Genomic DNA, 25,784 nt, shown 5'->3' on the forward strand with positions numbered 1-25,784 from the left:
CGGCGCGGCGCAATCAGGGCCTGTCACCAAGGGGAATCGGCATGTACACCTTGATCATCGGCAACAAGAACTACTCGTCGTGGTCGCTGCGGCCCTGGCTCGCGCTGCGCGCCACCGGCGTCGCCTTCACCGAACAGAAGCTGGGCCTGTTCACCGAGGCATTCGCCCGCCATCTGGAAACGCTCACGCCGGCCGGACTGGTGCCGGTGCTGCTGGATGGCGACCTGGCGGTCTGGGACTCGCTGGCGATCTGCGAATACGTGGCTGAACAGCATCCCGAGGCCCGCCTGTGGCCGCAGGACGCCCGCGCCCGGGCCCGCGCCCGTTCGCTGGCGGCGCAGATGCACAGCGGTTTCGGCGCGCTGCGCCAGGCGCTGCCGATGAACATCGAGGCGCACCTGCCCGGCATCGACATCCCCGAGGCCGCGCGCCAGGAGATTTCGCGCATGCACGCCATCTGGCAGGACACGCGCGCGGAATTCGGCCAGGGCGGCCCGTTCCTGTTCGGCGCCTTCTCGATCGCCGATGCGTTCTTCGCCCCCGTGGTGTCGCGCTTCGTCACCTACGGCATCGCCGCGGCCGGCCCGGTGCGCGACTACATGGACGCCGTGCTGGCGCTGCCGGCGATGCAGGAATGGATGCGCGACGCGCGCGCCGAAGCCACCTTCGTCGAAGCCGACGAACCCTACCGCAAGCATCGTTGACGCCGCAGGGCCGCGTCTCGCCACCTGAACCCGGCGCGGGTGCCGCCCAGGACACGCCAGCCTGGACGCCGCCTGGCGCCGGCTCCTAGCTCATGTCGAACAGGCGCCGGTGCTCGCGGATGGCGTAGCGGTCGGTCATGCCGGCGATGTAGTCGGCGATGGCGCGGGCCTGGTCGTTGAAGGCGGCGCGCCGATAGTCCGGCGGCAACAGACGCGGATCACCCAGGAACGCCGCGAACAGTTCGCGCACGATGCGCCGCGCCTTGGTGGTCATGCGCAACACGCGGTAGTGTCGGTACAGATTGTCGAACAGGAACTTCTTGAGTTCGTCGGCTTCGCGCCGAATGTCGTCCGAGAATCCAGCCAGCGGCGGCGCGCGGCGCACGTCGTCGGCGCAGGCTGGCGCCGCCTCGCGGATGCGCGCCAGCGACGTGCGCGTCAGGTCGCCGATCAGCGTATTTATCATGCGGCGGATGGTCTCGGCCACCGCGCGGCGCGACGCCAGATCGGGGTAACGCGCCAGCACCTCGGCATGATGACGCTGGAAGATGGACACGCCCTGCAATTGCTCCAGTGTGATCAGTCCCGAGCGCAGGCCGTCATCAATGTCGTGGTTGTTGTAGGCCACTTCGTCGGCCAGGTTGGCGATCTGCGCCTCCAGCGACGGCTGAGTGCGGTCCAGGAAGCGTTCGCCCACTGCGCCCAGCTGCCGCGCATGGGCCGCCGAGCAATGCTTGAGGATGCCCTCGCGGGTCTCGAAGCACAGGTTCAGGCCGTTGAAATCGGCATAGCGCTCTTCGAGCTCATCGACCACCCGCAGGCTCTGCAGGTTGTGCTCGAAGCCGCCGGCCTCGGGCGCCAGCTCGCGCATGCAGGCATTGAGTTCGTCCTGGCCGGCGTGACCGAACGGCGTGTGGCCCAGGTCGTGCGCCAGCGAAATGGCTTCGGTCAGGTCTTCCGACAGCCCCAGGCTGCGCGCCAGGGTCCGCGCGATCTGCGCCACTTCCAGGCTGTGCGTCAGGCGCGTGCGGAACAGATCGCCTTCGTGGTTCACGAAGACCTGGGTCTTGTACTCCAGCCGCCGGAACGCGCCGGAATGGATGATGCGGTCGCGATCGCGCTGGAATTCCGTGCGGTTTTCCGGCGCGGGTTCGGCATAGGCCCGGCCGCGCGATCGGGACGGGTCGGATGCATAGGAAGCCAGTTCTTTCATCTGCGACACCGTCTCTCCAGCGATCTTTATTGAGTGGTTCGGGCCAGTACGGCGCGCACGGCATCGGCCGGCGCCGCCCGCATCATCGCTTCGCCGATGCGGGTCATGAGCACGTAGCGGATCTCGCCGCCCTCGGTCTTCTTGTCGACCTGCATCAGGTCGAGCCAGCGATCGGCTCCCAGGTCGGGCGCGACCACGGGACAGCCGATGGCTTCGACCAGGGCGCGCACGCGGGCCACGTCGGCGCGGGGGAAGCCGGCCACGTCGGCCGACAGTTCCGCCGCCTGCACCATGCCGCAGCCGACCGCCTCGCCGTGCAGCCAGGCGCCATAGCCCAGGCCCGCTTCGATGGCGTGGCCGAAGGTGTGGCCCAGGTTCAGGATGGCGCGCAGGCCGGATTCGCGTTCGTCCTTGCCCACCACCTGCGCCTTCAGCTCGCACGAGCGGCGGATGGCGTAGGCGATGGCCTGCGGGTCCAGGCTGCGCAATTTCCGCGCATTCTGTTCGCACCAGGTCCAGAATTCCGGATCCAGGATCAGGCCGTACTTGATGACTTCGGCCAGGCCGGCCGACACTTCGCGCGCCGGCAGCGTGGCCAGCACGGCGGTGTCGATCTCGACCGCCAGCGGCTGGTAGAACGCGCCGATCATGTTCTTGCCGAGCGGATGGTTCACGGCCGTCTTGCCGCCGACCGACGAATCGACCTGGGCCAGCAGGGTCGTGGGCACCTGCACGAAACGCACCCCGCGCATGTACACCGCGGCGGCAAAGCCGGTCATGTCGCCAATCACGCCGCCGCCCAGGGCCACCAGCACGCAGCGGCGGTCCAGGCGATTGCCCAGCAGCGCGTCGAAGATCAGGTTCAGCGATTGCCAGTCCTTGTACGACTCGCCGTCGGGCAGCTCGATGCGCAGCACCCGCTTGCCGGTGCGCGCCAGGGCGGCTTCGGCGCGCTCGCCATACAGCGCCGCCACGGTCGGGTTGGTCACCACCGCGATGGCGGTGGCGTCGGCGGGGATGCTTTCGTCCAGGGCATCCAGGCGCCCCGGCGCGATGCGGATGGGGTACTGTCCGCCCGGGGTGTCGACCTCAACAACGTTCATATCTGCTTCTCGAAGGCTTGTAATTGCGGCAGGAGCGCCTTGACCAGGGTGTGGATGGGCATGGAGCCGGTTTCCACCACCAGGTCGGCGACTTCCTTGTAGAGGGGCTCGCGCAGGGTCATGAGGTCGCGCAGCGTGCCGCGCGGATCGGCGGTGGCCAGCAGCGGCCGGTTGCGGTCGCGGCAGGTGCGGCGGAACAATTCGTCCACGCTGGCCCTCAAATAGACCACGATGCCCCGCTCGCGCAGGCGCAACCGGTTCTCGGCGGCCAGGATGGCGCCGCCACCGGTGGCGAGAATTATGTTGCGCCGTTGGGTACACTCTTCCAGGGCGGCGGATTCCCGGCGACGGAAACCGGCCTCACCCTCGATTTCAAAGATTACCGGCACCCGTACGCCGCAACGCGCCTCGAGCTCATGGTCCAGATCGATAAAATCGCGCCCCAGGGCACGCGCCAGGCCACGGCCGATGGTCGTCTTGCCCGCCCCCATCATCCCCACCAGGAAGATGGGCAGGTCGTGCGGCAACGACACGGTCTTGCCCAGGCACTCCGAGGCGCAAGGCGGGTTTTCGGGCGCCTCGCCGGAGGGCGCCGGGTCCGGGTCAGCCTCCGGACATGAATGAGCGGAAAAGTTCATGACGGCATTATCACATCTGCCGCCAAGTTGCCCGCGCACCACACTGAACTATCTTGTTACAGAAACCGATCCGCCACACTGAGGCGGGACCGGAGATACCCGTAAAATCGCCGCGATGAGCAAGCCGCAGAATTCCTCCAAAAAAGACAAGCCCGCCAATAACGGTTCCCCGATATTGCGTTTTTTCGTCAAGACCGGCATTTTCTTTGCCGGCCTGTTCCTGTGCGGCGTGCTGCTGGCGGGCATGGCGCTGGCGCTGGCCTGGCCCAACCTGCCGGACCTGAACGCCATGACGGACTACCGCCCGCGGGTGCCGCTGCGCGTCTACACGGCGGACAAGGTGCTCATCGGCGAATTCGGCGAAGAACGCCGCAACGTGCTGCGCTTCAATGAAATCCCGGACGTGATGAAGTCCGCGGTGCTGGCGGCCGAAGACGACCGCTTTTACCAGCACGGCGGGATCGACTGGACCGGCGTGGTGCGCGCCGGCCTGACCAACCTGATCAACATGTCCAAGACGCAGGGGGCCAGCACGATCACCATGCAGGTGGCGCGTAACTTCTACCTGTCGTCGGAAAAGACGTACTCGCGCAAGTTCTACGAACTGCTGCTGACGTTCAAGATCGAATCGGAGCTCACCAAGGACCAGATCCTCGAGCTCTACATGAACCAGATCTACCTGGGTCACCGCGCCTACGGCTTCGCCGCCGCCTCGCGCACCTATTTCGGCAAGCCGCTATCCGAAGTAACCCCGGCCGAAGCCGCCATGCTGGCGGGCATCCCCAAGGCCCCGTCGCGCTTCAACCCGATCTCCAACCGCCCCCGCGCCGAGCTGCGCCAGCGCTACGTGCTGGGCCGCATGCTGTCGCTCGGCTACCTGACCGAGCCTGAATACAAGACGGCGATGGCGCAGCAGATCGTCATGAAGTCGGCCGAAGGCACGCCGGCCGGCGGCTACAGCATCCATGGCGAATACGTGGCCGAACTGGCGCGCCAACTGCTGTTCAACGTGTACCAGGACAACGTCTATTCGCGCGGCATCAACATCTACACCACGGTCCAGTCCAAGGACCAGGAAGCGGCCTACCGCGCCGTGCGCGAAGGCGTGCTGGAATACACCCGCCGCGCGCCCTACCCCGGCCCCGAGGAACAGCTCGACCTGCCCCCGGGCACCGAAAACAACCCGCAGGCCCTGGACGAATTCCTGGACGGCGTGTTCGACAAGTTCAGCGACAGCGGCGACCTGCTGACCGCGCTGGTGCTGTCGGCCAGCCCCACCGAAGTGAAGCTGGCGCGCAGCTCGCGCGAGATCATCACCGTCACCGACAAGAAGGTGCTGGGCGTGGTGGCGCGCGCGCTCAACGACAAGGCCAAGCCCGAGCAGCGCATCAAGCGCGGCTCGGTGGTCTACATCCGCAAGCTGGGCGACAACTGGGAAATCATCAACCTGCCGTCGGTGCAGGCGGCGTTCGTGGCACTGTCGCCGCAGGACGGCGCGATCCGCGCCATGGTCGGCGGCTTCGACTTCTACCGCGGCAACTTCAACCGCGTGACGCAGGCCTGGCGCCAGCCCGGCTCGAACATCAAGCCGTTCATCTACGCCGCGTCGCTTGAGCGCGGCCTGACGCCGGCCACGCAGATCTCCGACCAGCCGTTCGAGCTGACCGCGGCGCAGACCGGCTCCAAGGCCTGGAACCCGAAGAACTACGGCAACCAGTACGAGCCCATGCTGACGCTGCGCCAGGGCCTGTACAAGTCCAAGAACATGGTCTCGATCCGCATCCTGCAGGCCATCGGTCCGCAGTACGCGCAGGACTACCTGACCCGCTTCGGTTTCGACAAGGCGCGCCAGCCCGCGGTGCTGCCGCTGGCGCTGGGCGCCGGCTCGGTGACCCCGCTGCAACTGGCCGGCGCGTTCTCGGTGTTCGCCAACGGCGGCTATCGCGTCACGCCCTACCTGATCGACCGCGTCACCGACAGCAGCGGCAAGATCGTGATGCAGGCCAAGCCCACCGTGGCCGGCGACGCCGCGGCCCGCGCCATCGACCCGCGCACCGCCTGGATCATGGACGACGTGCTGCGCGGCGTGGCCACCTACGGCACCGCCGCCCGCGCCCGCGTGCTGCTCAAGCGCAACGACATCGCCGGCAAGACCGGCACCACCAACGAATCCGTGGACGCCTGGTTCTCGGGCTACACGCCGTCGCTGGTGGCCACCGCCTGGCTCGGCTTCGACCAGCCCAAGTCGCTGGGTTCGCGCGAAACCGGCGGCGGCGTGGCCATGCCGATCTGGGTCGACTACATGCAGGACGTGCTCAAGGGCGTGCCGGAAGAAAAGCCGCGCCCCCGTCCCGACGGCATCATCGTCGAGAATGGCGAGTACTACTTCTCGGAATTCCCGCCCGGCCAGGCGGTGGCCCGCCTGGGCCTGCCGCAGGCGGATACCCTGGGCGAGTTCCTGAACGGCCTGAACAGCGACAGCGGCGAGGACAACCGCATCAAGGTCGCGCCTGGCGTGGGCACGCAGAGTGCCCAGCCCTGGTCGCAGAAGATCCCGTTCTGAACGGAATGAAAAAAGCCGGCGATTTCGCCGGCTTTTTTTTGTTGAACGCTACAGTCGGATCGTGACGGGCACGCCGGCCGCGGCCGAACAGATCTGCGATAGCGCATCGGGCAGATTCGGGCCGCCTCGGGTATCGTTCCAGTGTTGGCCGTCGTAGCGATAGTGGAAGCCGCCGCTGCGCGCGGCCACCCACAGTTCCTGCATGGCGGCCTGGCTGTTCACCACCACGTGGGTATTGTCCTCGAACACCATCGTCAGCACATTGCCGCTGCGGCTGGTTTCGACGTCGACGTCGAGCGAAGCCGCCCAGTCATCGGCCTGGCTTTCGATGCTGTTCAGCACCTGGTCGATCAACGCAAGAAATTCGGATTCGGTCATAATCGAGCCTGCAAGAATTACGGAGTTCCCAGTGTTCCAATTGGCATTCAGCCGCATGTCTCTTCGCATTGTAGCCACGCTCGTGGCGACCGGCATGGTTGCGGCCTGCGGCTACAAGGGTCCTTTGTACATGCCCACGCCCGACGGCAAGCCGCCACCCGCCGGGCAGGGCCAGACCACGCCCCAGGTGCCGCAGATACCGTCCGCGCCCTCGCTGCCATGACCGCCGCGTTCCCGGTTCCGCCCGACCTGGCCGGGCGCCCGTTCTTCCAGTACCGCAACAACGTGCTGTACGCCGAAGACGTGCCGCTGGACCATCTGGCCGAGCAACTGGGAACGCCGCTCTACGTCTACTCCCGCGCGGCGCTGCGAGCCGCCTGGAACACCTACCACAGCGCTGTCGGCCAGCGGCCCGTGCTGGTCTGCTACGGCATGAAGGCCAACTCCAACCTGGCCGTCCTGAAGGAATTCGCCCGCCTCGGCGCCGGCTTCGATATCGTCTCTGGTGGCGAACTCAAGCGCGCCCTGGCCGTCGGCGCCGACCCCGCCCGCATCGTTTTCTCCGGCGTCGGCAAGCAGGCCTGGGAAATGCGCGCGGCCCTGCATGCCGGCGTCATGTGCTTCAACGTCGAATCCGAAGCCGAGCTGCAGCGGCTGTCCGACGTAGCCCAGGAAGCCGGCCGGCGCGCCAGGGTGGCGCTGCGGGTCAACCCGGACGTCGACGCACAGACCCACCCCTACATTTCCACCGGCCTCAAGGAAAACAAGTTCGGCATCCCCATCGGGGCGGCGCTGGACGCCTATCGCAGCGCCCGGCTGCTACCCGGCCTGGAAGTCACCGGCCTGGACTGCCATATCGGATCGCAGCTGACCGACATCAGTCCCTATTTTGATGCGCTGGAAAAGCTGCTCGATCTGGTCGCCGACCTGGAAGGCATCGGCATCCGCCTGTCGCACCTGGACCTGGGCGGCGGCCTGGGCATCCGCTACAGCGATGAAATACCGCCCTCGCCCAAGGCGTTGCTGGACGGCGTGTTCCAGCGTCTGCAGGCGCGCGGCCAGGGCCATTTGCGCCTGGTGCTGGAGCCCGGCCGCTCGCTGGTGGGCAACGCCGGCCTGCTGCTGACCACCGTCCAATACCTCAAGCACGGCGAGGCGCGCAATTTCGCCATCGTCGACGCCGCCATGAACGACCTGCTGCGGCCGGCGCTGTACGATGCCTGGCACGGCTTGCGGCCATTGCTGCCGCGCGCCGGCGATGCGCTCGACTATGACGTCGTCGGCCCGGTCTGCGAAAGCGCCGACTGGCTCGCGCGCCAGCGCGCGCTGGTCATCGAGCAAGGCGACGTGCTGGCGCTGGAATCAGCCGGCGCCTACGGCATGACCATGGCCGGCAACTACAACACCCGCCCGCGCGCGGCCGAGGTCATGGTCGACGGCGACCACTATCACGTGGTGCGCCAGCGCGAAACGCTGGACGACCTGCTGCGCGGCGAATCGACGCTGCCCTGAACCTCTCCTGCCACGCATGAAAAAAGGCCCCGTCGAGACGGGGCCTTTAGCCATGAGGGCTGGAATTACAGCTGCCCGTAGGAATGCAGCCCCGACAGGAACATGTTCACGCCCAGGAAGGCGAAGCCGGTGATCAGCAGACCCGTCAGCGCCCAATAGGCCGCCATCGTGCCGCGCAGGCCCTTGATCAAACGCATGTGCAGCCAGGCTGCGTAGTTCAGCCAGACGATCAGCGCCCAGGTTTCCTTGGGGTCCCACTGCCAGTACGCGCCCCAGGCGTCCGCAGCCCACAGCGCGCCCAGGATGGTCGCCACGGTGAAGAAGGCGAAGCCGATGGCGATGGCGCGGTACATGATGTCGTCCAGCACCTCCAGCGGCGGCAGCGCGGCGGCGATGCGGCGCCGGCCCAGCAGGATGGCGCCGACGATCACGGCGCCGATGCCGAAATACAGCATCCAGGTGGCCGACAGGCCGTCGGTGCGGAACACCATCGGCTCGGCGCACAGCAGCACGCCCAGCACGAACAGCGGCGCCAGCTTGAGCCACGACGAGGTCTGGCCGTGCTGCTTGACCAGGTAGGCAAAGCCGACCATCGCCGCCAGCGAGAAGGTGCCGTAGCCGATGAAGTTGGCCGGCACGTGCAGCTTCATCCACCAGCTCTTGAGCGCCGGCACCAGCGGCTGGATCTGCCCGGCGTCGCGCGTGAACGAATACCACAGCAGGAACACCACCGCCGAGGTCACCACCAGCAGCACGAAGCCGCCCAGCGCGCGCGTGGCGTACTTGCGTTCGTAGTAAAGATAGAACAACGCCGTGATCAGCGCGAACAGCACGAACACTTCGTACAGGTTGCTGACCGGGATGTGGCCCAGGTCGGGGCCCATCAGATGGCCCTCGCGCCAGCGCACCAGCAGGCCGGTGACGCCCGCGAACACCGCGCCCCAGGTCAGGGCCGTGCCCAGCCAGGCCGCGGTCGGGCTGAAGAAGCCGATCCAGTAACAGACCATGGCCAGCGCGAACAGCGCGCTCATCCACAGGATGGCCGATTGCGACGAGAACAGGTATTTCAGGAAGAACACCTGCTCGGCCCGCGCCAGATCGTTGCCGTAGAGCATCAGCGCCAGGCCGGCCGCGATCGCACAGGCCAGCATCAGGCGGCGCAGGGGCCGCCACAGCCAGCCCATCCAGGCCAGCACCGGCACGGTGCCGCACAGGATGATCTTCTCGTAGTAGTCCATGGCGCCGCTGAAGCGCGTCAGGGCGAAACCGGCGCCCACCGCCAGCAGCAGGAAGAACACGATGTCAGTCCAGTCCGGCCGGCCACGCTGCGCGCGGCTGTCACCGGTCTCGGACAGGCTGTCCTGCCAGAGGTTGTCGGGCGTGGGGGAATGCGTGGTGGTCGTCGTGGACATAGGAAACCTTAAGACCCTTTCTGGCGCAGCAGCGCCTGCTTGAAGCGATCGAACTCCTGGTTGAAGTCGAGTGTACGCTTCTGCGAAGTCATCGCCGCCAGGATGCCGCTGCCGCCTTCCTGCGGCTTGATCCAGATCCAGACACGACGATCCCGAATATAGAACATCGAGAACACGCCCAGCACCAGCAGCAGGCTGCCCAGGTAGACCGTATTCTTGCCCGGCGTGCGGCTGACCTGGAACACGCTGGCCTGCACGTGGTTGAAATCGGCCAGGGAGAAGAATACCGGCGCCGGGTAGACGGTCAGGTCGGACAGCGCCGCGACCGACAGGCGCGACCACAGCGCCGCGCGCTCGGCCTCGGGCCCCTCGGTGGCCACGGGCGGCAGGCCGGCGCGTTCGCGCTCGACCGCGCGCAGCTCGTTCATGCTGGCGCCGATCAGCCGGATCACCACGTCCGCCGCGCGCTCCAGGTCGGTCGCCGGCGTGTTGGCCTGCAGGAACGCCGCCACGGCCTGCAGGCCGCCGCCGGCGTAGGTTTCCAGGGCGCGCTCGGCGGCCGTCTGCAGCGGCTGGCGATCGGCGCCGCTCGGGCTGTTGCGCTCCGCGAAGCGGCGCGCCGCCTCCTGGCGCGCCGTCGGGTCGGCGAGCGCGGCGCGCAAGCGCATGAATTCGGCCACCGAACCCTCATCGTCCGCCGGGATCCGCAGGTAGCGGAACGGCTCCGAGGCGTTGTTGCGCACGCCGGCCAGGAACACGCTGGCGCCGTCCAGCTGGACCGGCAGCATGTAATTCTGGAATTCATGCGCCTGGCCGGCGTCGTCGATCAGCTTGTATTCGACGCTGGGGCCCACATTGCGCAGGTTTTCGTTCTTCTTGCCCGCCGCGCTGCCGGCCACCGAAGCCACGTGCTCAGCGAAGCTCTGGTTGCCCCCCTTGGGCTCGCCGCGGGTCAGGTCCTCGACGTTGATCGGGCGCAGGGCCGTGATCTCCACGCCCATGCTGCGCGGGCCACGCGCAGTGTTAGCGCTTACTTCCGCAGTCTTGCCCACGGTACCATCGACTGTGAACGTGGTGTTGGCCGTACCCACCAGCGGATAACCCTTGAGCACCACCGTGCTGCCGCCGTCATCGAAGCTGGACTGGTAGACCGTCATGCCCTTGAAGCGCAGCGGTTCATTGACCTCGATGGTGGAATCGAAACTCTTGCCCGTATCCGGATCCGTCACCTCCACTTCGCTGGCGAAGCGGCTGGGCATGCCCGTCGAGTAGTAATCGACGACGAATTTCTTCAACTTGAGGGTGAAAGGCATCGGCTGCACCAGGGCGCCATCCCCCACCATCACCACCGCCGTGCTGGCCTGGCCATTCTCCGGCACCAGCACGCTGGCGCGGAAACTCGGATTGTTGACCGACAGCCTGCCGCTCTCCGGCACCTCGGAAATCAGCATGTTCTCGACGATCGGCTTCTTGCCGCCGAACATCACCTGCAGGCGCACCGGCAGCTCGCTGTCGAGCAGGCCGCCGATACAGATGATGACCATGGCGGCGTGGGCGAACACGTAACCCAGCCGGTTGGCGCTGCCCTTCTTGGCCGCCAGCAGCACGCCCGTGCTGTCCTGGCGCTCGCGCACCGCGTAGCCCATGCGCTTGAGCAGCGCGGTCAGGCCGGCCGCGGTGCGCGGCACGTCGGTGGGCGCCTCGGTCTCGACCCGGTGCGGAAAGGCCCGCAGGCTGCCGCCGCGCACGTGCTCGCGGAACGAACGCGCGTCGCGCAGCATCTTGGGCGCGTTGCGGATCAGGCAGACGGACGTCGAGATGACCAGGAACGCCATGATCAGCAGGAACCACCAGCTGTTGTAGACGTGCCAGATCGAGAACTTGTCGAACACCTCGAACCAGAACGGCCCGAACTGGTCGATGTAGTTGTTGGACGAGCGGTTTTGCTGCAGAACCGTCCCCACCAGGCTCGCCACGCAGATGAACATCAGCAGGCTGACGGCGAAACGCATCGAGCCTAGCAATTCAAATAGATCGCGGGGCAGGCTGCGCAGGGAGGGACGGGAGTGTGTCTGAGTCGAATTCATGAAAAAAGGGGGGCCGCGCGATCGGCTACCCCCCTCGTAGACAGCGCATGACGGAATCAGGTTCCGCCATGCCAGGTTGCGTGAACGCGGACCAGCCGCGCGCGTGCCGGCGTACGGCTACCGCAGGCCAGCCGCGTAGTCCGCCACGGCCTTGATGTCGGCATCCGACATCCGGTCGGCCACGGCGTGCATCACGTCGTTGGCGCGATCGCCGCTGCGGAACAGCTTGAGCTGCTCTTCGATGTACATGGGGAACTGGCCCGACAGGCGGGGGTACTGGCCCGGAATGCCCGCGCCATTGGCAGAATGGCATGCGGCACAGGCCGGAACATTGCGCTCGGGCAAACCGCCGCGCCAGATCTTTTGACCCAGGTCAACCAACTTCTCCTGGCCGGCCGTGGCGGGTTCTTTCAGCGGCTGCTGCGCCAGATACAGCGCAATGTTCTGCATGTCTGCCGGCGTCAGGTTCTGCGCCATGGCGGTCATGGGGGTCGGATTGCCGCCGGGGCCATTGCGCACCGGCAGCTTGGCGCCCTGCTTGACCTGGAAGTCGGTCAACTGCTTGACCAGGTATTCGTGGGGTTGCGCGGCCAGGTTGGGGTTCACCGGGATGGTGCTGTTACCCGCCGCGCCATGACAGGACGCACAGGCGATGATGCCGCGCGAGGCATCGCCCTGGTCAAACAGCTGCCCGCCCTTGGCGGCATCCGGCTTGGCCGGGCCCGCGGCGCCGTCAGCGGCGAAGCTAGTAGTAGAAAAGGCGGAGGCGCCGAGCAACAGCCCGCTCGCAACCAACATCCGGGACAGCACACGCTTCATGAAGACCTCGACGATCACATCGATCAAGGCGCAAAAAGGCGCCCACGCCTGCCCGCACATCTGGAAAACCGTATCGAACCTGATTTGCCCATTTGCCTGCGCGTCAAAGGCGGGTGTACCTGCGAAGCCGGATGACCGGCGGGTACGAAATGCCCTCAACGGTAAGCAAAAGAGACGGCTCCGCGCACGGGGACCACTGTTGCAAACGCCGGATTATACAATAGGGCTCGAAACCAACCGTATCCAAAGCCACCCGTGTCCCTCCTACATCGCGCCTCTTTTCTCACGTCGGCCGCTCGCCTCGACCAGTTGCCGCCTCCTGACGCGCCCGAGGTTTGCTTCGTCGGCCGCTCCAACGCCGGCAAGTCCACGGCCATCAACGTGCTGTGCAACCAGCGCCGTCTCGCCTTCTCCAGCAAGACGCCGGGCCGCACGCGCCTGATCAACATGTTCGGCCTGCCCGACCCGTTGAACCCCGAAGGCCACATCGGCTATCTGGTCGACCTGCCCGGCTACGGCTATGCCTCCGTGGCCCGCGACGAAAAGGAAAAGTGGGCCGACATCCTGGGCGGTTATTTGCGCGACCGCGAATCGCTGGCCGGCATCGTGCTGCTCATCGACATCCGCCGCGGCGTCACCGAACTGGACCGCCGCCTGGCCAATTTCATCGCCCCCACCGGACGCCCGGTGCTGGCGCTGCTCACCAAAGCCGACAAGCTGCCCTACGGCCAGCGCGTGCGCACCGTGTTCTCGGTGCGCAAAGACCTGGCGGACATCGGCGCCCTGCACACCATCCCCTTCTCGGCGCCGGAGCGCATCGGCCTGGAAGAAGCTGGCGCGCACATAGAAAACTGGATTTCTCCCAAGGTCGTACCATGAACCCGCAGATCATCACCCCCGACTTCCCGGTTTCCCGCCCCCGCCGCCTGCGCCGCGACGACTACACGCGCCGCCTGGTGCGCGAGAACGCCCTCACCGTCAACGACCTGATCTATCCGGTCTTCGTGGCCGAGGGCAGCGGGCTGAAACAGGCCGTGCCGTCGCTGCCGGGCGTGGTGCGCTATTCGCTGGATACGTTGCTGCCGGTGGCCGAGGAATGCGTGGCGCTGGGCATCCCGGTGCTGTCGCTGTTTCCCGCCATCGACCCGGCGCTCAAGACCCCCGACGGCATCGAAGCCACCAACCCCGACGGACTGATCCCGCGCGTGGTGCGCGAGCTGAAGAAGCAATTTCCCGACCTGGGCGTGCTGTGCGACGTGGCGCTGGACCCTTACACCAGCCACGGCCAGGACGGCGTCATTGATGAAAACGGCTACGTCGTGAACGAGCCGACCGTCGAGATCCTCGTCAAGCAGGCGTTGACGCAGGCCGCGGCCGGCGTCGACATGGTCGCCCCCAGCGACATGATGGACGGCCGCATCGGCGCCGTGCGTCGCGCACTGGAGGCCAACGGCTACATCCACACCCAGATCATGGCGTACTCGGCCAAGTACGCCAGCGCCTTCTACGGCCCGTTCCGCGACGCCGTGGGCTCGGCCACCAATCTGGGCAAGTCCAACAAGATGGCCTACCAGATGGACCCGGGCAACCTGGACGAAGCGCTGCGCGAAGTCGCGGCCGACCTGCAGGAAGGCGCCGACATGGTCATGGTCAAGCCCGGCATGCCGTACCTGGACGTGCTGCGCCGCGTCAAGGACACCTTCCGCGTGCCGACCTTCGCCTACCAGGTGAGCGGTGAATACGCGATGATCAAGGCGGCTTCCGCCAATGGCTGGCTGGACCACGACAAGGTCATGATGGAAGCGCTGCTGGCGTTCAAGCGCGCCGGCGCCGACGGCATCCTGACGTACTTCGCGATCGAAGCGGCGCGGCTGCTCAAGCAGCAGCGCTGATCCCGGCTGGCGGGGCCTGCTCGGCCCTGTCCCGCTCGTCATCCGCGCGCCTCGGCATGAAACGCGCACACGAAACGCGCCCATGCAACGCCAACTACCGGCGGGCCCTCGCGGCCCGCCGCGGTTTCAACGCGACGCCGGCGCGCCGCGGCGCAGGCCCAGCCAGGTACCACTGAGAATGCAGGCCAGCCCCGCCACGTGCACCAGCGTGACGTGCTCGTCCAGGAACAGCGCGGCGAACAGCAGGCCGAAGATCGGCAGCCAGTTCACGAACAGCGCCGCGCGGCTGATGCCCAACCGGGCGATGCCCGCGTTCCACAGGATGTTGCTGACACCCGAGGCGATCACCGCCGAGAACAGCAGCACCAGCCACGGCCACCACGTCATGCTCCAGTTGTCCGCGTCATACGACGATGGCGTCATCGCCGCGTGCACCATCAGCATCAGGCCGCCGGCCAGGTACATGTACCAGAGCATCGCCAGCGGATCGAGCGTGCGCGAGATGCGCTGGATCACCAGCCCGCCGAACACGAACACCGCCACTGCCAGGAACACGATGGCGTCGCCCCAGCCGGTCAGGCCAATCTGCGCGCCGCTGCCCACCACCACCATCGCCACGCCGGCCAGGCCCAGCAAGGCGCCGGCGATGCGCAGCCATGTCAGCCGCTCGCGATAGAACAGGGCCGCCAGCAGCGCCGACAGCAAGGGGCTGGTGGCCATCAGCAGCGTGCCGTTGGCGGCCGACGAGAACTGCAGCCCGTACACCAGCGCGGTCTGGTGCGCATACACCACCAGGAAGCCCGCCAGCGCCACCCAGGCCAGTTCCACGCGTCCCAGCTTCGGAATGCGGCCGCGCCGCGCCTTGACGATGAGGGTGACGGCGACGAACGCCACGGCGATCCGCAAGGCCGCCAGGGCGCGGATATCCATGTGCTGCGTCAGATACTTGATGGAGACGATGTTCAGGCCCCAGGTGGCCATCACGAACATCAATTGCAGATAGATCAGACCGGTGCGGTCCTGGCTTGCATCGACTGTCGGAGACGTCACGGGCGCCGGCCTGAGGGGTTGGAGGCGCCGCCCACGCGGCGCGAACCCTCATGGTAGCGGCCGGCCGCCGCTCAACGCAATAGCACGCGGTCCAGCGACTCGGTGAAGCGCTTGGCGTCCTGGAAGCCCACCACGCGCGCGTCCGGCAATTCCTTGCCGCCGGGTTCGAAGAACATGATCCCCGGCGGGCCGAACAGGCGGAAACGCTTGAGCAACGCCCGATCGTCGGCATTGTTGGCGGTCACGTCGGCCTGCACCAGCAACATGCCGGCCATGCGTTGCGCCACGCCCGGATCGGTGAAGGTGAAGCGCTCCATCTCGCGGCACGACACGCACCAGTCGGCGTAGAAGTCCAGCATCACCGGCTGCGTGCTCGCGGCCAGCAGCGCGTCCAGCTCGGCGTTGTTGCGCACGCGCTTGAACTGCAGCTCGCCAGCATGCGCGGCGGCGCCCGAGGCCGCCGGGCCGCCGGAGGCAAAATGCGACAGCGGCTGCAGCACGTCGCGGCCGCCGCTGGCCGCGCCAATCAGCCACGCGGCGGCGGCCAGGGCCAGCAGCAGGCCGATGCCCTTGCCGAACATGCGCGCCGAGCCGGCGCCCGCCGGCAACGCGTCGAACGCGCGCAGCATCACCGCGCCGACGATCGCCAGGAAGGCCCAGCCCGTCATCTGCACCCAGGTCGGCACCACCGGAATCAGCATCCACCAAGCCGTCGCCAGCAGCAGCATGCCGAACAGCCGCTTGACACCATCCATCCACGGCCCGGCCTTGGGCAGCAGCGCGCCCGACGAGGCGCCGACGATCAGCAGCGGCACGCCCATGCCCCACGCCATCGCGAACAGGGCCGAGCCCCCCAACACCACGTCGCCAGTCTGCGAGATGTACAACAATGCGCCGGCCAGCGGTGCGGCCACGCACGGCCCGACGATCAGCGCCGACAGCGCGCCCATCAGCAACGCGCCGGTGTAACGGCCGCCTGGAATGCGCGACGACCGCTCGGCCAGCCGCGCCTGGATGCCGGACGGCATCTGGAAGGTGAAGGCATCGAACATCGCCAGCGCCAGCACCGCCAGCAGGATCGCGAACAGCGTCAGGATCCACGGCGTCTGCAGCCACGCGGCCAGGCCCGCGCCGCTCAAGCCGGCGGCCACGCCCAGCGCGGTATAGACCACCGACATGCCCAGCACGTAGGTCGCTGCCAGCGCCAGGCCGCGGCTGCGCGTCGGACGTTCCTGGCTGGCGCCGCCCAGCACGATCGAGGACAGGATGGGAATCATGGGCAGCACGCAGGGCGTGAACGCCAGCAGCAGGCCCAGCACCAGGAACACGCCGGCCGTCTTGATCCAGCCCAGTCCGCCCAGGGCATCGGCCAGGCCGGTGTCGCCCGCGTTCACCAGCGCGCTCAGGCCGCCGCCCGAAGCCGCCGGCGCGGCCGAGGCGCCGCCGCCGCCCGCCAGCGCGTAGCCGCCCGCCACCGGCGTCAGCTTCACGCTGCTATCCATCGGCGGATAGCACAGGCCGGCATCGGCGCAGCCCTGGCCGGTCAGCGTCAGCGTGAACGGCTGGCCGCCTGGCGTCACCGGCACGCGGATCAGCACGTCCTGGTGATAGACCTCCATGTCCTTCTCGAAGGTCGGGTCGTATTTGACGTCGCCCTTGGGGTAGACCGGCTCGCCCAGCGTGGCCGCGCCCAGCGGACTGATGCTGATGCCGAAGCGCTCGCGGTACATGTAATAGCCCGGCGCCACCCGGAAGCGCAACTCGACGGTATCCGGCGTGGCCATCGCCGCGCTGAAGACGAAGGCCTTTTCGGGTTCGAGGAACTCGGCCTCGGCGCGCGCCGGCGCGTGCCAGGCCAGCCACAGCATGGCCATGGCCAGCAGCGCCAGCAGCTTGGGAAAAAAGGCACGCATCGGTGCGCCGGTTCGGACCGCGGGTTGCAACATCAGTCTCTCTTGTTCTGCTCGATGGCCGTCTGCTGGCGCACCCAGTCAAGATAGGGCGCCGCGCCGCCGATGACCGGCAGCACGATGATTTCGGGCACGTCGTAGGGATGCATCTGCGCCAGGGCCTGGACCACGGCCGGGTGGCGCGCGTAGGTGGTCTTGATGTGGATGGGGATTTCCTCGGCCCCTTCCACCTCGCCTTGCCACTGGTAGATGGACAGCCCCGGCGCCCCAAGGTTCACGCAGGCGGCCAGGCCATCCTCGACCAGCACGTGGGCGATGCGCTTGGCCAGCAACAGGTCCGGCGCATTGCTGATGACCAGCACGACGTCGTCATCGCGCAACATGGAGCCTCCTGGGAATACCCGTGTGGGATGTAACTCGGGGTATTTTATCGGTATCGCCGCCCACGCCCGCCGACAGTCAGACCCGCGGCCACCGCGCACCCATTCCCTCCGAGGCAAGCATGTCCGATAACTGCCTGTTCTGCCGCATCGCCCGCCACGAGATCCCGGCCCACATCATCCACGAAGACGACCGCCTGATGGCCTTCCTGGACATCCAGCCGGTGCGCCCCGGCCACACGCTCATCATCCCCAAGCAGCACTATCCCTACTACGAGGACATGCCCGCCGACCTGGCCGGCCATATCGTCAACCTGGGGCAGAAGCTCGGCCGCCACATGAAGCGGCTGTACGGCGTGGACCGCGTCGGCTTCGCCTTTACCGGCATCCACGTCGCGCATACCCATGCGCACGTGATCCCGATGCATCATCCACAGGACGTCACCTCGACCCAGTACATCGAGCAGCAGGACCTGACCTTCCGCATGCCGCCGCAGGCGCCCCAGGAGGCCCTGGCGGCCACCGCCGCGCAATTGCGAGGGGAACTGTACGCCTCATAGCGTGCGGCGCGCCTGCGCCGCCTGGACGGCCCGCAAGCGCCGCGCAAAAAACAAGGGCGGGTCCGAAGACCCGCCCTTGTCGCTTATCTAGACACCGAAACTTATTCGGCGCTGTCCTCAGCGGCCTCATCGACTTCCGGACGGTCGACCAGCTCCATGAAAGCCATGGGCGCGTTGTCGCCTTGACGGAAACCCATCTTCAGCACGCGGGTGTAGCCGCCGTTGCGGGCCGCGTAGCGCGGGCCGATTTCGGCGAACAGCTTCACCACGGCGTCGCGATCGCGCAGACGGGCAAAAGCCAGACGCTTGTTCGCGAGGGTGGGTTCTTTACCCAGCGTGATCAGGGGTTCGATGACGCGGCGCAGTTCTTTCGCCTTGGGCAGCGTGGTCTTGATGGCTTCGTGGGTGATCAACGAAACGGCCATGTTGCGGAACATGGCAAGACGGTGACTGCTGGTGCGGTTGAGCTTACGCAAGCCATTACCGTGACGCATGATAAGTATCCTTTGAATCTAATGAAGGCGTTTCCGCCATCGGGTTATCCGGCTCTTCTATCAACCTGCGATCAGGCCGCGGTCCGGTGGAAAACGGTGCATTTTACGACGGTTTCGCAAACCGCCCGGCGGTGAAGCCGGGCGCCGCGGGAAACGCCCCCGCGAGAGGGGCGCCACCCTGCAAGACTTACGGACGCTCCAGGCCCAGCGGGGGCCAGTTTTCGAGCTTCATGCCCAGCGTCAGGCCGCGTGCGGCCAGGACTTCCTTGATCTCGTTGAGCGACTTGCGACCCAGGTTCGGGGTCTTGAGCAGTTCGTTCTCGGTGCGCTGGATCAGGTCGCCGATGTAGTAGATGTTTTCGGCCTTCAGGCAGTTGGCCGAACGCACCGTCAGCTCCAGGTCGTCGACCGGACGCAGCAGCACCGGGTCGATCTGCGGCGTGCCGCGGACCGGGGCTTCGTACGAATCGCCGGCGCCTTCCAGGGCGGCGAAGACCGAGATCTGGTCCATCAGGATGCGAGCCGACTGGCGCACCGCTTCCTCGGGCGAGATGACGCCGTTGGTTTCGATGTCCAGGACCAGCTTGTCCAGGTCGGTGCGCTGTTCCACGCGGGCGCTTTCAACCGCGTAGCTGACGCGGCGGACCGGGCTGAACGAGGCGTCCAGGACGATGCGGCCGATGGTGTGGGTGCGGTCTTCCGACAGCGCGCGCACGTTGCCCGGCACGTAGCCGCGGCCCTTCTCGACCTTGATCTGCATTTCCAGCTTGCCCGCGTCCGTCAGGTTGCAGATGGCGTGGCCGGGGTTGATGATCTCGACGTCGTGCGGCAGCTCGATGTCGCTGGCCAGCACGGTGCCGGCGCCGGTCTTGCGCAGGACCAGGGTGACTTCGTCACGGTTGTGCAGCTTGAAGACCACGCCCTTCAGGTTCAGCAGGATGTCGACGACATCTTCGCGAACGCCCGGGATGGTCGAGTATTCGTGCACCACGCCCGTCATCTGGACTTCGGTCGGCGCGTAGCCGGTCATCGAAGACAGCAGGATGCGGCGCAGGGCGTTGCCCAGCGTATGGCCGTAGCCGCGCTCGAACGGCTCCATCACGATCTTGGCATGGTGAGTGCCGACCGGTTCGACTTCAATGGAGCGCGGCTTCAGGAAACCTTGAGTGGACATGTACTGTGTTCCTTTTCAATACCCTCGGCTCGTTACACCGATAAGGCTGATGGACAGGTTGAAACGTGAAACGCGGGCAGCGCAAAAAGCCGCCCGATACTTACCGCAAAGCCCGCCCCGCCAAAAGGCGGAAAGCGGGCTGCTGCGAGACTTGCAAACCGGTCGCGAAACCAGCGTGCCAGCACCTTGCGAAGGAGGCGCCGGCAGGCGTGATTAACGCGAGTACAGTTCGACGACCATCGATTCGTTGATGTCGCGAGCGACGTCAGCGCGATCGGGAGCCGACTTGAACGTGCCGGTCAGTTTGGTCGTGTCGACTTCCACCCACTGGGGGATGCCGATGCTGGTGGCCAGGTCGAGCGATTCCTTGATACGGCCTTGCTTCTTGGCCTTTTCGCGGATCGAGATGACGTCGCCAGCCTTGACCAGCATCGAAGCGATGTCGGCGGTGTGGCCGTTCAGTTCGATGGCGCGGTGGCTCACCAGCTGGCGAGCTTCGGCGCGGGTCGAGCCGAAGCCCATGCGGTAGACGACGTTGTCCAGGCGCGATTCCAGCAGCTGGATCAGCGTTTCGCCGGTGTTGCCACGGCGACGCTCGGCTTCAGCGAAGTACTTGCGGAATTGCTTTTCCAGCACGCCGTACATGCGCTTGAGCTTTTGCTTTTCGCGCAGCTGCAGGCCGTAGTCGGAAGTGCGGGCACCCGAAGTGCGGCCGTGTTGGCCAGGCTTGGAATCCAGCTTGCACTTGGAATCCAGCGAGCGGCGGGCGCTCTTCAGGAACAGGTCAGTACCCTCGCGGCGCGAGAGCTTGCATTTGGGTCCAATATAACGTGCCATGTGGATTCCCTTTAGATACGACGACGCTTCGGCGGACGGCAGCCGTTGTGCGGAACGGGCGTGATGTCGGCGATGGACGAGATCTTGATGCCCAGCGCGTTCAGGGCGCGGACCGACGATTCACGGCCGGGGCCGGGGCCCTTGATACGCACTTCCAGCGTCTTGATGCCGTATTCCAGCGCGACACGGCCGGCCGTTTCAGCGGCGACCTGCGCGGCGAACGGGGTCGACTTACGCGAACCCTTGAAGCCAGCACCGCCCGACGTGGCCCACGACAAAGCGTTGCCCTGACGGTCGGTGATGGTGATGATGGTGTTGTTGAACGAAGCGTGAACGTGCGCGATGCCGTCCGAGACGTTCTTCTTGACCTTTTTGCGCACGCGCGAAGCGCCGCTGGTGGAAGCTTTCGCCATAATCCAGTTCCTCGATTATTTCTTCAGGGACGCAGCAGCACGACGCGGGCCCTTGCGGGTGCGGGCGTTGGTGCGAGTGCGCTGGCCGCGCACGGGCAGGCCGCGCTTGTGGCGCATGCCGCGGTAGGTTCCCAGGTCGATCAAACGCTTGATCGAGAGCTGCACTTCACGACGCAGGTCACCTTCGACCGTGAACACACCAACGTGTTCGCGGACGCGTTCCAGTTCAGCGTCGCTCAGATCCTTGACCTTTTTGTCAAACGGGACGTTAGCCGCTTCGCAGATCTTGCGAGCGCGCGTACGACCGATGCCAAAAATGGCGGTCAGGCCGATCTCGGCGTGCTGATGCGGCGGAATGTTAATGCCAGCAATACGGGCCATGACTGTTCCTTGAATAAATCCGTTGCGTAGTCGCTAACCCGAGTTAGCCTTGACGCTGCTTGTGACGCGGGTCGGTGCAGATAACGCGCACCACGCCGTGACGTTTGATAACTTTGCAGTTGCGGCAGATCCGCTTAACCGATGCCATTACTTTCATGGTTGACTCCTAATTTTCCGTAATCCGGTTTCGCTCACTTGGAGCGGAAAACAATCCTGGCTCGCGTCAGGTCATAGGGCGTGAGCTCCACTGTGACCTTGTCACCCGGCAGGATCCGGATGTAATGCATACGCATCTTGCCGGAAATATGGCCCAACACCACGTGGCCGTTTTCGAGCTTGACGCGAAATGTCGCGTTCGGGAGGTTCTCAAGAACCTCGCCTTGCATCTGAATGACGTCGTCCTTGGACATCTTTTGCTTACCGCATCGGCAAACCCGCGCCCTTGAAGTTAGCCTTCTTGAGCAACGAGTCGTACTGGTGAGACATCATGTAGGCCTGGACCTGCGCCATGAAATCCATCGTCACCACCACAATAATCAACAGAGACGTACCACCGAAGTAGAAGGGGACGTTCCACCGCATCACCAGGAATTCCGGCAACAGGCATACCAACGTGATGTAGATGGCACCTGCGAGCGTCAGACGCATCAGGATCTTGTCGATGTAGCGGGCCGTCTGTTCGCCCGGACGGATGCCCGGAACAAACGCACCACTCTTCTTCAGGTTGTCCGCCGTTTCGCGGCTGTTGAACACCAGAGCCGTGTAGAAAAAGCAGAAGAAAATAATCGCGACCGAATACAGCGTGATGTAGAGCGGTTGACGAGGCGACAGGGCCGCAGCCAGGTCGCTAAGCCAGCGCATGTTCTCACTGCTGGAGAACCAGCTCGTGATCGTGGCCGGGAACAGGATGATCGACGACGCGAAGATCGGCGGAATCACCCCGGCCATGTTCAGCTTCAGCGGCAGGTGCGAGCTTTGACCACCGTAGACCTTGTTGCCGACCTGACGCTTGGCGTAGTTCACCGTGATCTTGCGCTGTCCGCGTTCCACGAACACCACAAAAGCGGTAACCAGCACCACCAGGGCCACGATGAACAGTGCCGACAGCACGGACATCGCGTTGGTGCGGACCAGGTCCAACAGTGCAGCCAGCGCCGCGGGCAGGCCCGCAACGATACCTGCGAAGATCAGGATGGAAATCCCGTTGCCGAGACCGCGTTCCGTGATCTGCTCACCCAGCCACATGACGAACATGGTGCCGGTGACCAGGGTCACGACGGTCGTGAAGCGAAACAGCATGCCCGGATCGATCACAAGTCCCTGCTGGGACTCAAGCGCAACCGAAATGCCCACTGCCTGCACCAGCGCCAGCACGACCGTGCCGTAGCGGGTGTATTGGGTAATCTTCCGACGACCGGCCTCGCCCTCTTTCTTGAGCGCTTCCAGCGACGGCACCACCACCGACATCAACTGCATGATGATGGATGCCGAAATGTACGGCATGATCCCCAGGGCAAAAATCGAGAAGCGCGAGAGCGCCCCGCCCGAGAACATGTTGAACAGGCCCAGGATCCCGCCCTGGTTCTGACGGAACAAGTCCGCCAGCGCGTCCGGGTTGATACCCGGAACGGGGATGTGTGTACCCAAACGGTAAACCACCAGGGCGAGCACCAGGAACACGAGGCGGCGCTTGAGGTCGCCGTACCGCGTTCCGGTTTTACCCAATGCCTGCGCGTTAGCCACTCGTCACCTCGTGATCAAGCAAGCGAGCCGCCCGCGGCTTCGATGGCGGCGCGAGCGCCAGCCGTCGCGGTAATGCCCTTGAGCACGACCTTGCGCGAGAGTTCACCCGACTTGATGACCTTGGCGTAACGAACCGCCTGGCCAATCACGCCAGCCGCCTTCAGCACTTGCACGTCGATTTCGTCGACGGGCACGGCTTGCAGGTCCGACAGACGGACTTCGGCGTACAGGTGCTGACCGAGCGGGGTGAAACCACGCTTGGGCAGGCGACGCTGCAGCGGCATTTGACCGCCTTCGAAGCCAACCTTATGGAAACCGCCCGAGCGCGACTTCTGACCCTTGTGACCACGGCCGGCGGTCTTACCCAGACCCGAACCGATGCCACGGCCGACGCGGCGCTTGGCGTGCTTGCTGCCCTCGGCGGGCTTCAGCGTATTAAGTTGCATATCCGACATGGTGATTCCTTAGGCTTCCGAGACGGAAACGAGATAATCCACCTTACGGATCATCCCACGCACCTCGGGCGTATCGACCAGCACGCGGCTGCTGTTGATACGGCCCAAGCCCAGACCGCGAACCGTGTCACGGTGCGATTGCTTGGTACCGATCACGGAGCGCACGAGGGTCACTTTGATCTGCTTCTGAGCCATGATTTACCCCAGGATCTCTTCGACGGTCTTGCCGCGCTTGGCAGCAACATCCGCCGGGGTCAGGGAGGCGCGCAGGCCATTCAACGTGGCGCGAACCATGTTGTAGGGGTTGCTCGAGCCCAGGCTCTTGGCAACCACATTACGCACACCCATCACTTCGAAAATAGCGCGCATCGGGCCGCCGGCGATGACGCCGGTACCTTCAGCAGCGGGCGAAATCAGCACGGTGGCGGCGCCATGCTTGCCGACCACGGTGTGGTGCAGCGTGCCGTTCTTCAGGGCCACCTTGAACATGCCGCGACGGGCCTGTTCCATAGCCTTCTGAACCGACACCGGCACTTCACGCGCCTTGCCCTTGCCCATGCCGACGCGGCCATCGCCATCGCCAACCACGGTCAGCGCGGCAAAGCTCATGGTGCGACCACCCTTGACCACTTTGCTCACGCGGTTGACCGCGATCATCTTTTCGCGGAGGCCGTCATCGTTCTCTTTTTCCGCGGCGTTCTTGCCTTGTACTTTAGCCATTTGACAGATCCTCGCTTAGAACTTCAGGCCGGCTTCACGCGCGGCATCGGCCAGCGCTTTCACGCGGCCATGGTAACGAAAGCCCGAGCGATCGAAAGCGACCAGTTCGATACCGGCAGCCTTGGCCTTTTCAGCCACGCGCTTGCCAACCAGCGAAGCGGCGGCCTTGTTGCCACCTTGGCCGGTCTGGCCAGCCAGCTGGGCGCGCACTTCGGCTTCCACCGTCGAGGCGCTGACCAGAACGCGATCGCCTTCCGGCGAAATGATATTGGCGTAGATGTGCTGGTTCGAGCGGAAAACCGAGAGGCGATGAACGCGCAGCTCGTTGATCTTCCGGCGGGTCGGAACCGCACGACGCAAACGGGAAACTTTTTTGTCCATGATTCGTCCTTGCGTGCGCCGTTATTTCTTCTTGGTTTCTTTGATGACGACGCGTTCGTCCGAGTAACGCACGCCCTTGCCCTTGTAGGGTTCGGGTTCGCGGTACGCGCGGATTTCAGCGGCCACCTGACCGACGACTTGCTTGTTGGAGCCCTTGATGACGATTTCCGTCTGGGTGGGGCATTCGGCCTTGATACCGGCCGGCAACTTGTGCAAAACGTCGTGCGAGAAACCGAGCTGCAGCTTAACGGCGTCGCCTTGAATCGAGGCGCGGTAACCCACGCCAACCAGATTCAGCTTGCGCTCGAATCCCTTGCTCACGCCGTTGACCATGTTGGCCACCAGCGCGCGCACGGTACCCGACATGGCGTTGGCGTGACGGGTTTCGTTGGCGGCGACAAACGTCAGCTTGCCGTTGTCCAACTGAACCGTAACGTCGCCAGTCAGGGCTTGGGTCAGGGAACCCAGCGGGCCCTTGACGGTGATCTGATCCTGCTTGATGTCGGCTTCGACACCCTTGGGCAGGTCGACCGGATACTTAGCGATACGTGACATTCGAATTTCTCCTTAGGCCACGTAGCACAGCACTTCGCCGCCGACGCCGTTGGCGCGAGCCTTACGGTCGGTCATGACGCCGCGCGAGGTCGACACGATAGCCACGCCCAGGCCGTTCATGACCTGAGGAATGCTGGTACGGCCCTTGTAGATACGCAGACCAGGGCGCGAAACGCGTTCGATGCGCTCGATAACCGGACGGCCAGCGTAGTACTTCAGGGTGATCTCGAGCTCAGGCTTGGCCTGGGTGCCCTTGATTTCAAAGCTGTCGATGTAGCCTTCGTCCTTCAGCACGGCGGCAATGGCCGCCTTCAGCTTCGAGGAGGGCATGCTCACCGTAACTTTGTCCACTTGCTGCGCATTGCGAATGCGGGTCAGCATATCGGCGATGGGATCGCTCATGCTCATAT

General features: G+C 65.4%; 31 protein-coding genes. 7 read left to right on the plus strand and 24 right to left on the minus strand.

Translation table 11 applies throughout. From position 1 onward, the window contains the following. Nucleotides 1-41: 41 nt before the first annotated feature. Nucleotides 42-704 (plus strand): glutathione S-transferase family protein, encoded by a 663-nt coding sequence (locus tag AruCF_RS28310; RefSeq protein ID WP_049077207.1) that lies wholly within the window; start codon nt 42-44, stop codon nt 702-704. Between the two features lie 85 nt (nt 705-789). On the opposite strand, the gene AruCF_RS28315 is transcribed toward AruCF_RS28310, so the two are convergent. The 3 genes from AruCF_RS28315 to AruCF_RS28325 are packed head-to-tail and all read right to left on the minus strand — an operon-like array spanning nt 790 to nt 3,514. Further along, nucleotides 790-1,917: a deoxyguanosinetriphosphate triphosphohydrolase gene (locus AruCF_RS28315; RefSeq protein ID WP_049078205.1), complete on the minus strand. Its 1,128-nt coding sequence runs from the start codon at nt 1,915-1,917 to the stop codon at nt 790-792. Nucleotides 1,918-1,943: 26 nt separating this feature from the next. After that, on the minus strand, nt 1,944-3,020 hold the full coding sequence (gene aroB, locus AruCF_RS28320) for a 3-dehydroquinate synthase (RefSeq protein WP_049077209.1): 1,077 nt from the start codon (nt 3,018-3,020) through the stop codon (nt 1,944-1,946). Further along, nucleotides 3,017-3,514 (minus strand): shikimate kinase, encoded by a 498-nt coding sequence (locus AruCF_RS28325; RefSeq protein WP_225856743.1) that lies wholly within the window; start codon nt 3,512-3,514, stop codon nt 3,017-3,019. Before AruCF_RS28325 ends, aroB begins: the two co-directional genes overlap by 4 nt. A 259-nt stretch (nt 3,515-3,773) precedes the next feature. On the opposite strand from AruCF_RS28325, the gene AruCF_RS28330 reads away from it, so the two are divergent. Beyond that, the gene (locus AruCF_RS28330) at nt 3,774-6,221 is read left to right on the plus strand and encodes a penicillin-binding protein 1A (protein ID WP_049077212.1); all 2,448 of its coding nucleotides are present in this window, start codon (nt 3,774-3,776) and stop codon (nt 6,219-6,221) included. A 48-nt stretch (nt 6,222-6,269) separates the two neighbouring features. Here AruCF_RS28330 and cyaY read toward each other — a convergent pair whose 3' ends face one another. Continuing rightward, nucleotides 6,270-6,599 (minus strand): iron donor protein CyaY, encoded by a 330-nt coding sequence (gene cyaY / locus AruCF_RS28335; RefSeq protein ID WP_049077214.1) that lies wholly within the window; start codon nt 6,597-6,599, stop codon nt 6,270-6,272. 55 nt (nt 6,600-6,654) lie between these two features. Between cyaY and lptM the strand changes: the two genes are divergently transcribed. Further along, nucleotides 6,655-6,822, plus strand: coding sequence for an LPS translocon maturation chaperone LptM (lptM, locus tag AruCF_RS28340; RefSeq protein WP_049078207.1), 168 nt, complete (start codon nt 6,655-6,657; stop codon nt 6,820-6,822). Further along, nucleotides 6,819-8,111, plus strand: a complete 1,293-nt coding sequence (gene lysA / locus AruCF_RS28345) for a diaminopimelate decarboxylase (protein WP_049077216.1) — start codon at nt 6,819-6,821, stop codon at nt 8,109-8,111. Before lptM ends, lysA begins: the two co-directional genes overlap by 4 nt. A 65-nt stretch (nt 8,112-8,176) precedes the next feature. On the opposite strand, the gene ccsB is transcribed toward lysA, so the two are convergent. The 3 genes from ccsB to AruCF_RS28360 form a co-directional block, all read right to left on the minus strand. Continuing rightward, a complete protein-coding gene (gene ccsB, locus AruCF_RS28350) occupies nt 8,177-9,523 on the minus strand; it encodes a c-type cytochrome biogenesis protein CcsB (protein WP_049077218.1) in 1,347 nt (448 codons plus the stop codon). A gap of 8 nt (nt 9,524-9,531) precedes the next feature. After that, nucleotides 9,532-11,610: a cytochrome c biogenesis protein ResB gene (locus tag AruCF_RS28355; RefSeq protein WP_049077220.1), complete on the minus strand. Its 2,079-nt coding sequence runs from the start codon at nt 11,608-11,610 to the stop codon at nt 9,532-9,534. 117 nt (nt 11,611-11,727) lie between these two features. After that, entirely contained in the window at nt 11,728-12,429 is a 702-nt protein-coding gene (locus AruCF_RS28360) for a c-type cytochrome (RefSeq protein ID WP_144419245.1), read from the minus strand. Nucleotides 12,430-12,684: 255 nt separating this feature from the next. On the opposite strand from AruCF_RS28360, the gene yihA reads away from it, so the two are divergent. Together yihA and hemB are read left to right on the plus strand one after the other, a co-directional pair. Next, entirely contained in the window at nt 12,685-13,308 is a 624-nt protein-coding gene (gene yihA / locus AruCF_RS28365) for a ribosome biogenesis GTP-binding protein YihA/YsxC (RefSeq protein ID WP_049077223.1), read from the plus strand. Further along, on the plus strand, nt 13,305-14,321 hold the full coding sequence (gene hemB, locus AruCF_RS28370; protein ID WP_049077224.1) for a porphobilinogen synthase: 1,017 nt from the start codon (nt 13,305-13,307) through the stop codon (nt 14,319-14,321). The genes yihA and hemB overlap by 4 nt, the downstream gene beginning before the upstream one ends. A gap of 126 nt (nt 14,322-14,447) precedes the next feature. On the opposite strand, the gene AruCF_RS28375 is transcribed toward hemB, so the two are convergent. The 3 genes from AruCF_RS28375 to cutA all read right to left on the minus strand — a co-directional run bounded on the left by AruCF_RS28375 (nt 14,448) and on the right by cutA (nt 17,664). Next, on the minus strand, nt 14,448-15,311 hold the full coding sequence (locus tag AruCF_RS28375) for a DMT family transporter (RefSeq protein ID WP_049077226.1): 864 nt from the start codon (nt 15,309-15,311) through the stop codon (nt 14,448-14,450). A gap of 131 nt (nt 15,312-15,442) precedes the next feature. Then, nucleotides 15,443-17,284: a protein-disulfide reductase DsbD gene (gene dsbD / locus AruCF_RS28380; protein ID WP_049077228.1), complete on the minus strand. Its 1,842-nt coding sequence runs from the start codon at nt 17,282-17,284 to the stop codon at nt 15,443-15,445. Nucleotides 17,285-17,316: 32 nt separating this feature from the next. Further along, on the minus strand, nt 17,317-17,664 hold the full coding sequence (gene cutA, locus AruCF_RS28385) for a divalent-cation tolerance protein CutA (RefSeq protein WP_049077230.1): 348 nt from the start codon (nt 17,662-17,664) through the stop codon (nt 17,317-17,319). 119 nt (nt 17,665-17,783) lie between these two features. Between cutA and AruCF_RS28390 the strand changes: the two genes are divergently transcribed. Then, nucleotides 17,784-18,221 (plus strand): HIT family protein, encoded by a 438-nt coding sequence (locus AruCF_RS28390; protein ID WP_049077232.1) that lies wholly within the window; start codon nt 17,784-17,786, stop codon nt 18,219-18,221. A gap of 101 nt (nt 18,222-18,322) precedes the next feature. Here the strand turns inward: AruCF_RS28390 and rplQ are convergent, their stop codons facing one another. The 14 genes from rplQ to rpsH all read right to left on the minus strand — a co-directional run bounded on the left by rplQ (nt 18,323) and on the right by rpsH (nt 25,782). Next, on the minus strand, nt 18,323-18,715 hold the full coding sequence (rplQ, locus tag AruCF_RS28395) for a 50S ribosomal protein L17 (RefSeq protein ID WP_006389635.1): 393 nt from the start codon (nt 18,713-18,715) through the stop codon (nt 18,323-18,325). Between the two features lie 187 nt (nt 18,716-18,902). Further along, nucleotides 18,903-19,889, minus strand: coding sequence for a DNA-directed RNA polymerase subunit alpha (locus tag AruCF_RS28400; RefSeq protein WP_006216514.1), 987 nt, complete (start codon nt 19,887-19,889; stop codon nt 18,903-18,905). A gap of 213 nt (nt 19,890-20,102) precedes the next feature. After that, entirely contained in the window at nt 20,103-20,726 is a 624-nt protein-coding gene (rpsD, locus tag AruCF_RS28405; RefSeq protein WP_006389633.1) for a 30S ribosomal protein S4, read from the minus strand. A gap of 11 nt (nt 20,727-20,737) precedes the next feature. Next, nucleotides 20,738-21,139 (minus strand): 30S ribosomal protein S11, encoded by a 402-nt coding sequence (gene rpsK / locus AruCF_RS28410; protein WP_006216516.1) that lies wholly within the window; start codon nt 21,137-21,139, stop codon nt 20,738-20,740. Between the two features lie 15 nt (nt 21,140-21,154). After that, nucleotides 21,155-21,520 carry a 30S ribosomal protein S13 gene (rpsM, locus tag AruCF_RS28415; protein ID WP_006389632.1) on the minus strand — a complete coding sequence of 122 codons (366 nt, stop codon included), beginning with the start codon at nt 21,518-21,520 and terminating at the stop codon, nt 21,155-21,157. A gap of 43 nt (nt 21,521-21,563) precedes the next feature. After that, on the minus strand, nt 21,564-21,677 hold the full coding sequence (gene rpmJ, locus AruCF_RS28420; protein ID WP_003806928.1) for a 50S ribosomal protein L36: 114 nt from the start codon (nt 21,675-21,677) through the stop codon (nt 21,564-21,566). Nucleotides 21,678-21,711: 34 nt separating this feature from the next. Further along, nucleotides 21,712-21,930, minus strand: coding sequence for a translation initiation factor IF-1 (gene infA / locus AruCF_RS28425; protein WP_003806927.1), 219 nt, complete (start codon nt 21,928-21,930; stop codon nt 21,712-21,714). Nucleotides 21,931-21,937: 7 nt separating this feature from the next. Then, nucleotides 21,938-23,263, minus strand: a complete 1,326-nt coding sequence (secY, locus tag AruCF_RS28430; RefSeq protein WP_006389630.1) for a preprotein translocase subunit SecY — start codon at nt 23,261-23,263, stop codon at nt 21,938-21,940. Between the two features lie 14 nt (nt 23,264-23,277). Continuing rightward, nucleotides 23,278-23,718: a 50S ribosomal protein L15 gene (gene rplO, locus AruCF_RS28435; RefSeq protein WP_020925824.1), complete on the minus strand. Its 441-nt coding sequence runs from the start codon at nt 23,716-23,718 to the stop codon at nt 23,278-23,280. A gap of 9 nt (nt 23,719-23,727) precedes the next feature. Beyond that, a complete protein-coding gene (gene rpmD, locus AruCF_RS28440) occupies nt 23,728-23,913 on the minus strand; it encodes a 50S ribosomal protein L30 (protein WP_006216520.1) in 186 nt (61 codons plus the stop codon). 3 nt (nt 23,914-23,916) lie between these two features. After that, nucleotides 23,917-24,438, minus strand: a complete 522-nt coding sequence (gene rpsE / locus AruCF_RS28445) for a 30S ribosomal protein S5 (protein ID WP_006389628.1) — start codon at nt 24,436-24,438, stop codon at nt 23,917-23,919. A 15-nt stretch (nt 24,439-24,453) separates the two neighbouring features. Then, nucleotides 24,454-24,819 carry a 50S ribosomal protein L18 gene (gene rplR / locus AruCF_RS28450; RefSeq protein WP_006389627.1) on the minus strand — a complete coding sequence of 122 codons (366 nt, stop codon included), beginning with the start codon at nt 24,817-24,819 and terminating at the stop codon, nt 24,454-24,456. Nucleotides 24,820-24,840: 21 nt separating this feature from the next. Further along, complete coding sequence (gene rplF, locus AruCF_RS28455) at nt 24,841-25,374, minus strand: 50S ribosomal protein L6 (RefSeq protein ID WP_049077235.1); 534 nt, start codon at nt 25,372-25,374, stop codon at nt 24,841-24,843. Nucleotides 25,375-25,386: 12 nt separating this feature from the next. Further along, nucleotides 25,387-25,782, minus strand: coding sequence for a 30S ribosomal protein S8 (gene rpsH / locus AruCF_RS28460; RefSeq protein ID WP_006216525.1), 396 nt, complete (start codon nt 25,780-25,782; stop codon nt 25,387-25,389). Nucleotides 25,783-25,784: the final 2 nt, after the last annotated feature.

It is taken from the genome of Achromobacter ruhlandii (genome assembly GCF_002082135.1).
GTDB lineage: Bacteria > Pseudomonadota > Gammaproteobacteria > Burkholderiales > Burkholderiaceae_B > Achromobacter > Achromobacter ruhlandii.

Bases quoted from the DNA above. Each gene is read 5' to 3' on its own strand.
- AruCF_RS28310 (WP_049077207.1), top strand. From the start codon at position 42: ATGTACACCTTGATCATCGGCAACAAGAACTACTCGTCGTGGTCGCTG.
- AruCF_RS28315 (WP_049078205.1), bottom strand. From the start codon at position 1,917: ATGAAAGAACTGGCTTCCTATGCATCCGACCCGTCCCGATCGCGCGGC.
- aroB (WP_049077209.1), bottom strand. From the start codon at position 3,020: ATGAACGTTGTTGAGGTCGACACCCCGGGCGGACAGTACCCCATCCGC.
- AruCF_RS28325 (WP_225856743.1), bottom strand. From the start codon at position 3,514: ATGATGGGGGCGGGCAAGACGACCATCGGCCGTGGCCTGGCGCGTGCC.
- AruCF_RS28330 (WP_049077212.1), top strand. From the start codon at position 3,774: ATGAGCAAGCCGCAGAATTCCTCCAAAAAAGACAAGCCCGCCAATAAC.
- cyaY (WP_049077214.1), bottom strand. From the start codon at position 6,599: ATGACCGAATCCGAATTTCTTGCGTTGATCGACCAGGTGCTGAACAGC.
- lptM (WP_049078207.1), top strand. From the start codon at position 6,655: ATGTCTCTTCGCATTGTAGCCACGCTCGTGGCGACCGGCATGGTTGCG.
- lysA (WP_049077216.1), top strand. From the start codon at position 6,819: ATGACCGCCGCGTTCCCGGTTCCGCCCGACCTGGCCGGGCGCCCGTTC.
- ccsB (WP_049077218.1), bottom strand. From the start codon at position 9,523: ATGTCCACGACGACCACCACGCATTCCCCCACGCCCGACAACCTCTGG.
- AruCF_RS28355 (WP_049077220.1), bottom strand. From the start codon at position 11,610: ATGAATTCGACTCAGACACACTCCCGTCCCTCCCTGCGCAGCCTGCCC.
- AruCF_RS28360 (WP_144419245.1), bottom strand. From the start codon at position 12,429: ATGAAGCGTGTGCTGTCCCGGATGTTGGTTGCGAGCGGGCTGTTGCTC.
- hemB (WP_049077224.1), top strand. From the start codon at position 13,305: ATGAACCCGCAGATCATCACCCCCGACTTCCCGGTTTCCCGCCCCCGC.
- AruCF_RS28375 (WP_049077226.1), bottom strand. From the start codon at position 15,311: ATGTTCGTGATGGCCACCTGGGGCCTGAACATCGTCTCCATCAAGTAT.
- dsbD (WP_049077228.1), bottom strand. From the start codon at position 17,284: ATGCGTGCCTTTTTTCCCAAGCTGCTGGCGCTGCTGGCCATGGCCATG.
- cutA (WP_049077230.1), bottom strand. From the start codon at position 17,664: ATGTTGCGCGATGACGACGTCGTGCTGGTCATCAGCAATGCGCCGGAC.
- AruCF_RS28390 (WP_049077232.1), top strand. From the start codon at position 17,784: ATGTCCGATAACTGCCTGTTCTGCCGCATCGCCCGCCACGAGATCCCG.
- rplQ (WP_006389635.1), bottom strand. From the start codon at position 18,715: ATGCGTCACGGTAATGGCTTGCGTAAGCTCAACCGCACCAGCAGTCAC.
- AruCF_RS28400 (WP_006216514.1), bottom strand. From the start codon at position 19,889: ATGTCCACTCAAGGTTTCCTGAAGCCGCGCTCCATTGAAGTCGAACCG.
- rpsD (WP_006389633.1), bottom strand. From the start codon at position 20,726: ATGGCACGTTATATTGGACCCAAATGCAAGCTCTCGCGCCGCGAGGGT.
- rpsK (WP_006216516.1), bottom strand. From the start codon at position 21,139: ATGGCGAAAGCTTCCACCAGCGGCGCTTCGCGCGTGCGCAAAAAGGTC.
- rpsM (WP_006389632.1), bottom strand. From the start codon at position 21,520: ATGGCCCGTATTGCTGGCATTAACATTCCGCCGCATCAGCACGCCGAG.
- rpmJ (WP_003806928.1), bottom strand. From the start codon at position 21,677: ATGAAAGTAATGGCATCGGTTAAGCGGATCTGCCGCAACTGCAAAGTT.
- infA (WP_003806927.1), bottom strand. From the start codon at position 21,930: ATGTCCAAGGACGACGTCATTCAGATGCAAGGCGAGGTTCTTGAGAAC.
- rplO (WP_020925824.1), bottom strand. From the start codon at position 23,718: ATGTCGGATATGCAACTTAATACGCTGAAGCCCGCCGAGGGCAGCAAG.
- rpmD (WP_006216520.1), bottom strand. From the start codon at position 23,913: ATGGCTCAGAAGCAGATCAAAGTGACCCTCGTGCGCTCCGTGATCGGT.
- rpsE (WP_006389628.1), bottom strand. From the start codon at position 24,438: ATGGCTAAAGTACAAGGCAAGAACGCCGCGGAAAAAGAGAACGATGAC.
- rplR (WP_006389627.1), bottom strand. From the start codon at position 24,819: ATGGACAAAAAAGTTTCCCGTTTGCGTCGTGCGGTTCCGACCCGCCGG.
- rplF (WP_049077235.1), bottom strand. From the start codon at position 25,374: ATGTCACGTATCGCTAAGTATCCGGTCGACCTGCCCAAGGGTGTCGAA.
- rpsH (WP_006216525.1), bottom strand. From the start codon at position 25,782: ATGAGCATGAGCGATCCCATCGCCGATATGCTGACCCGCATTCGCAAT.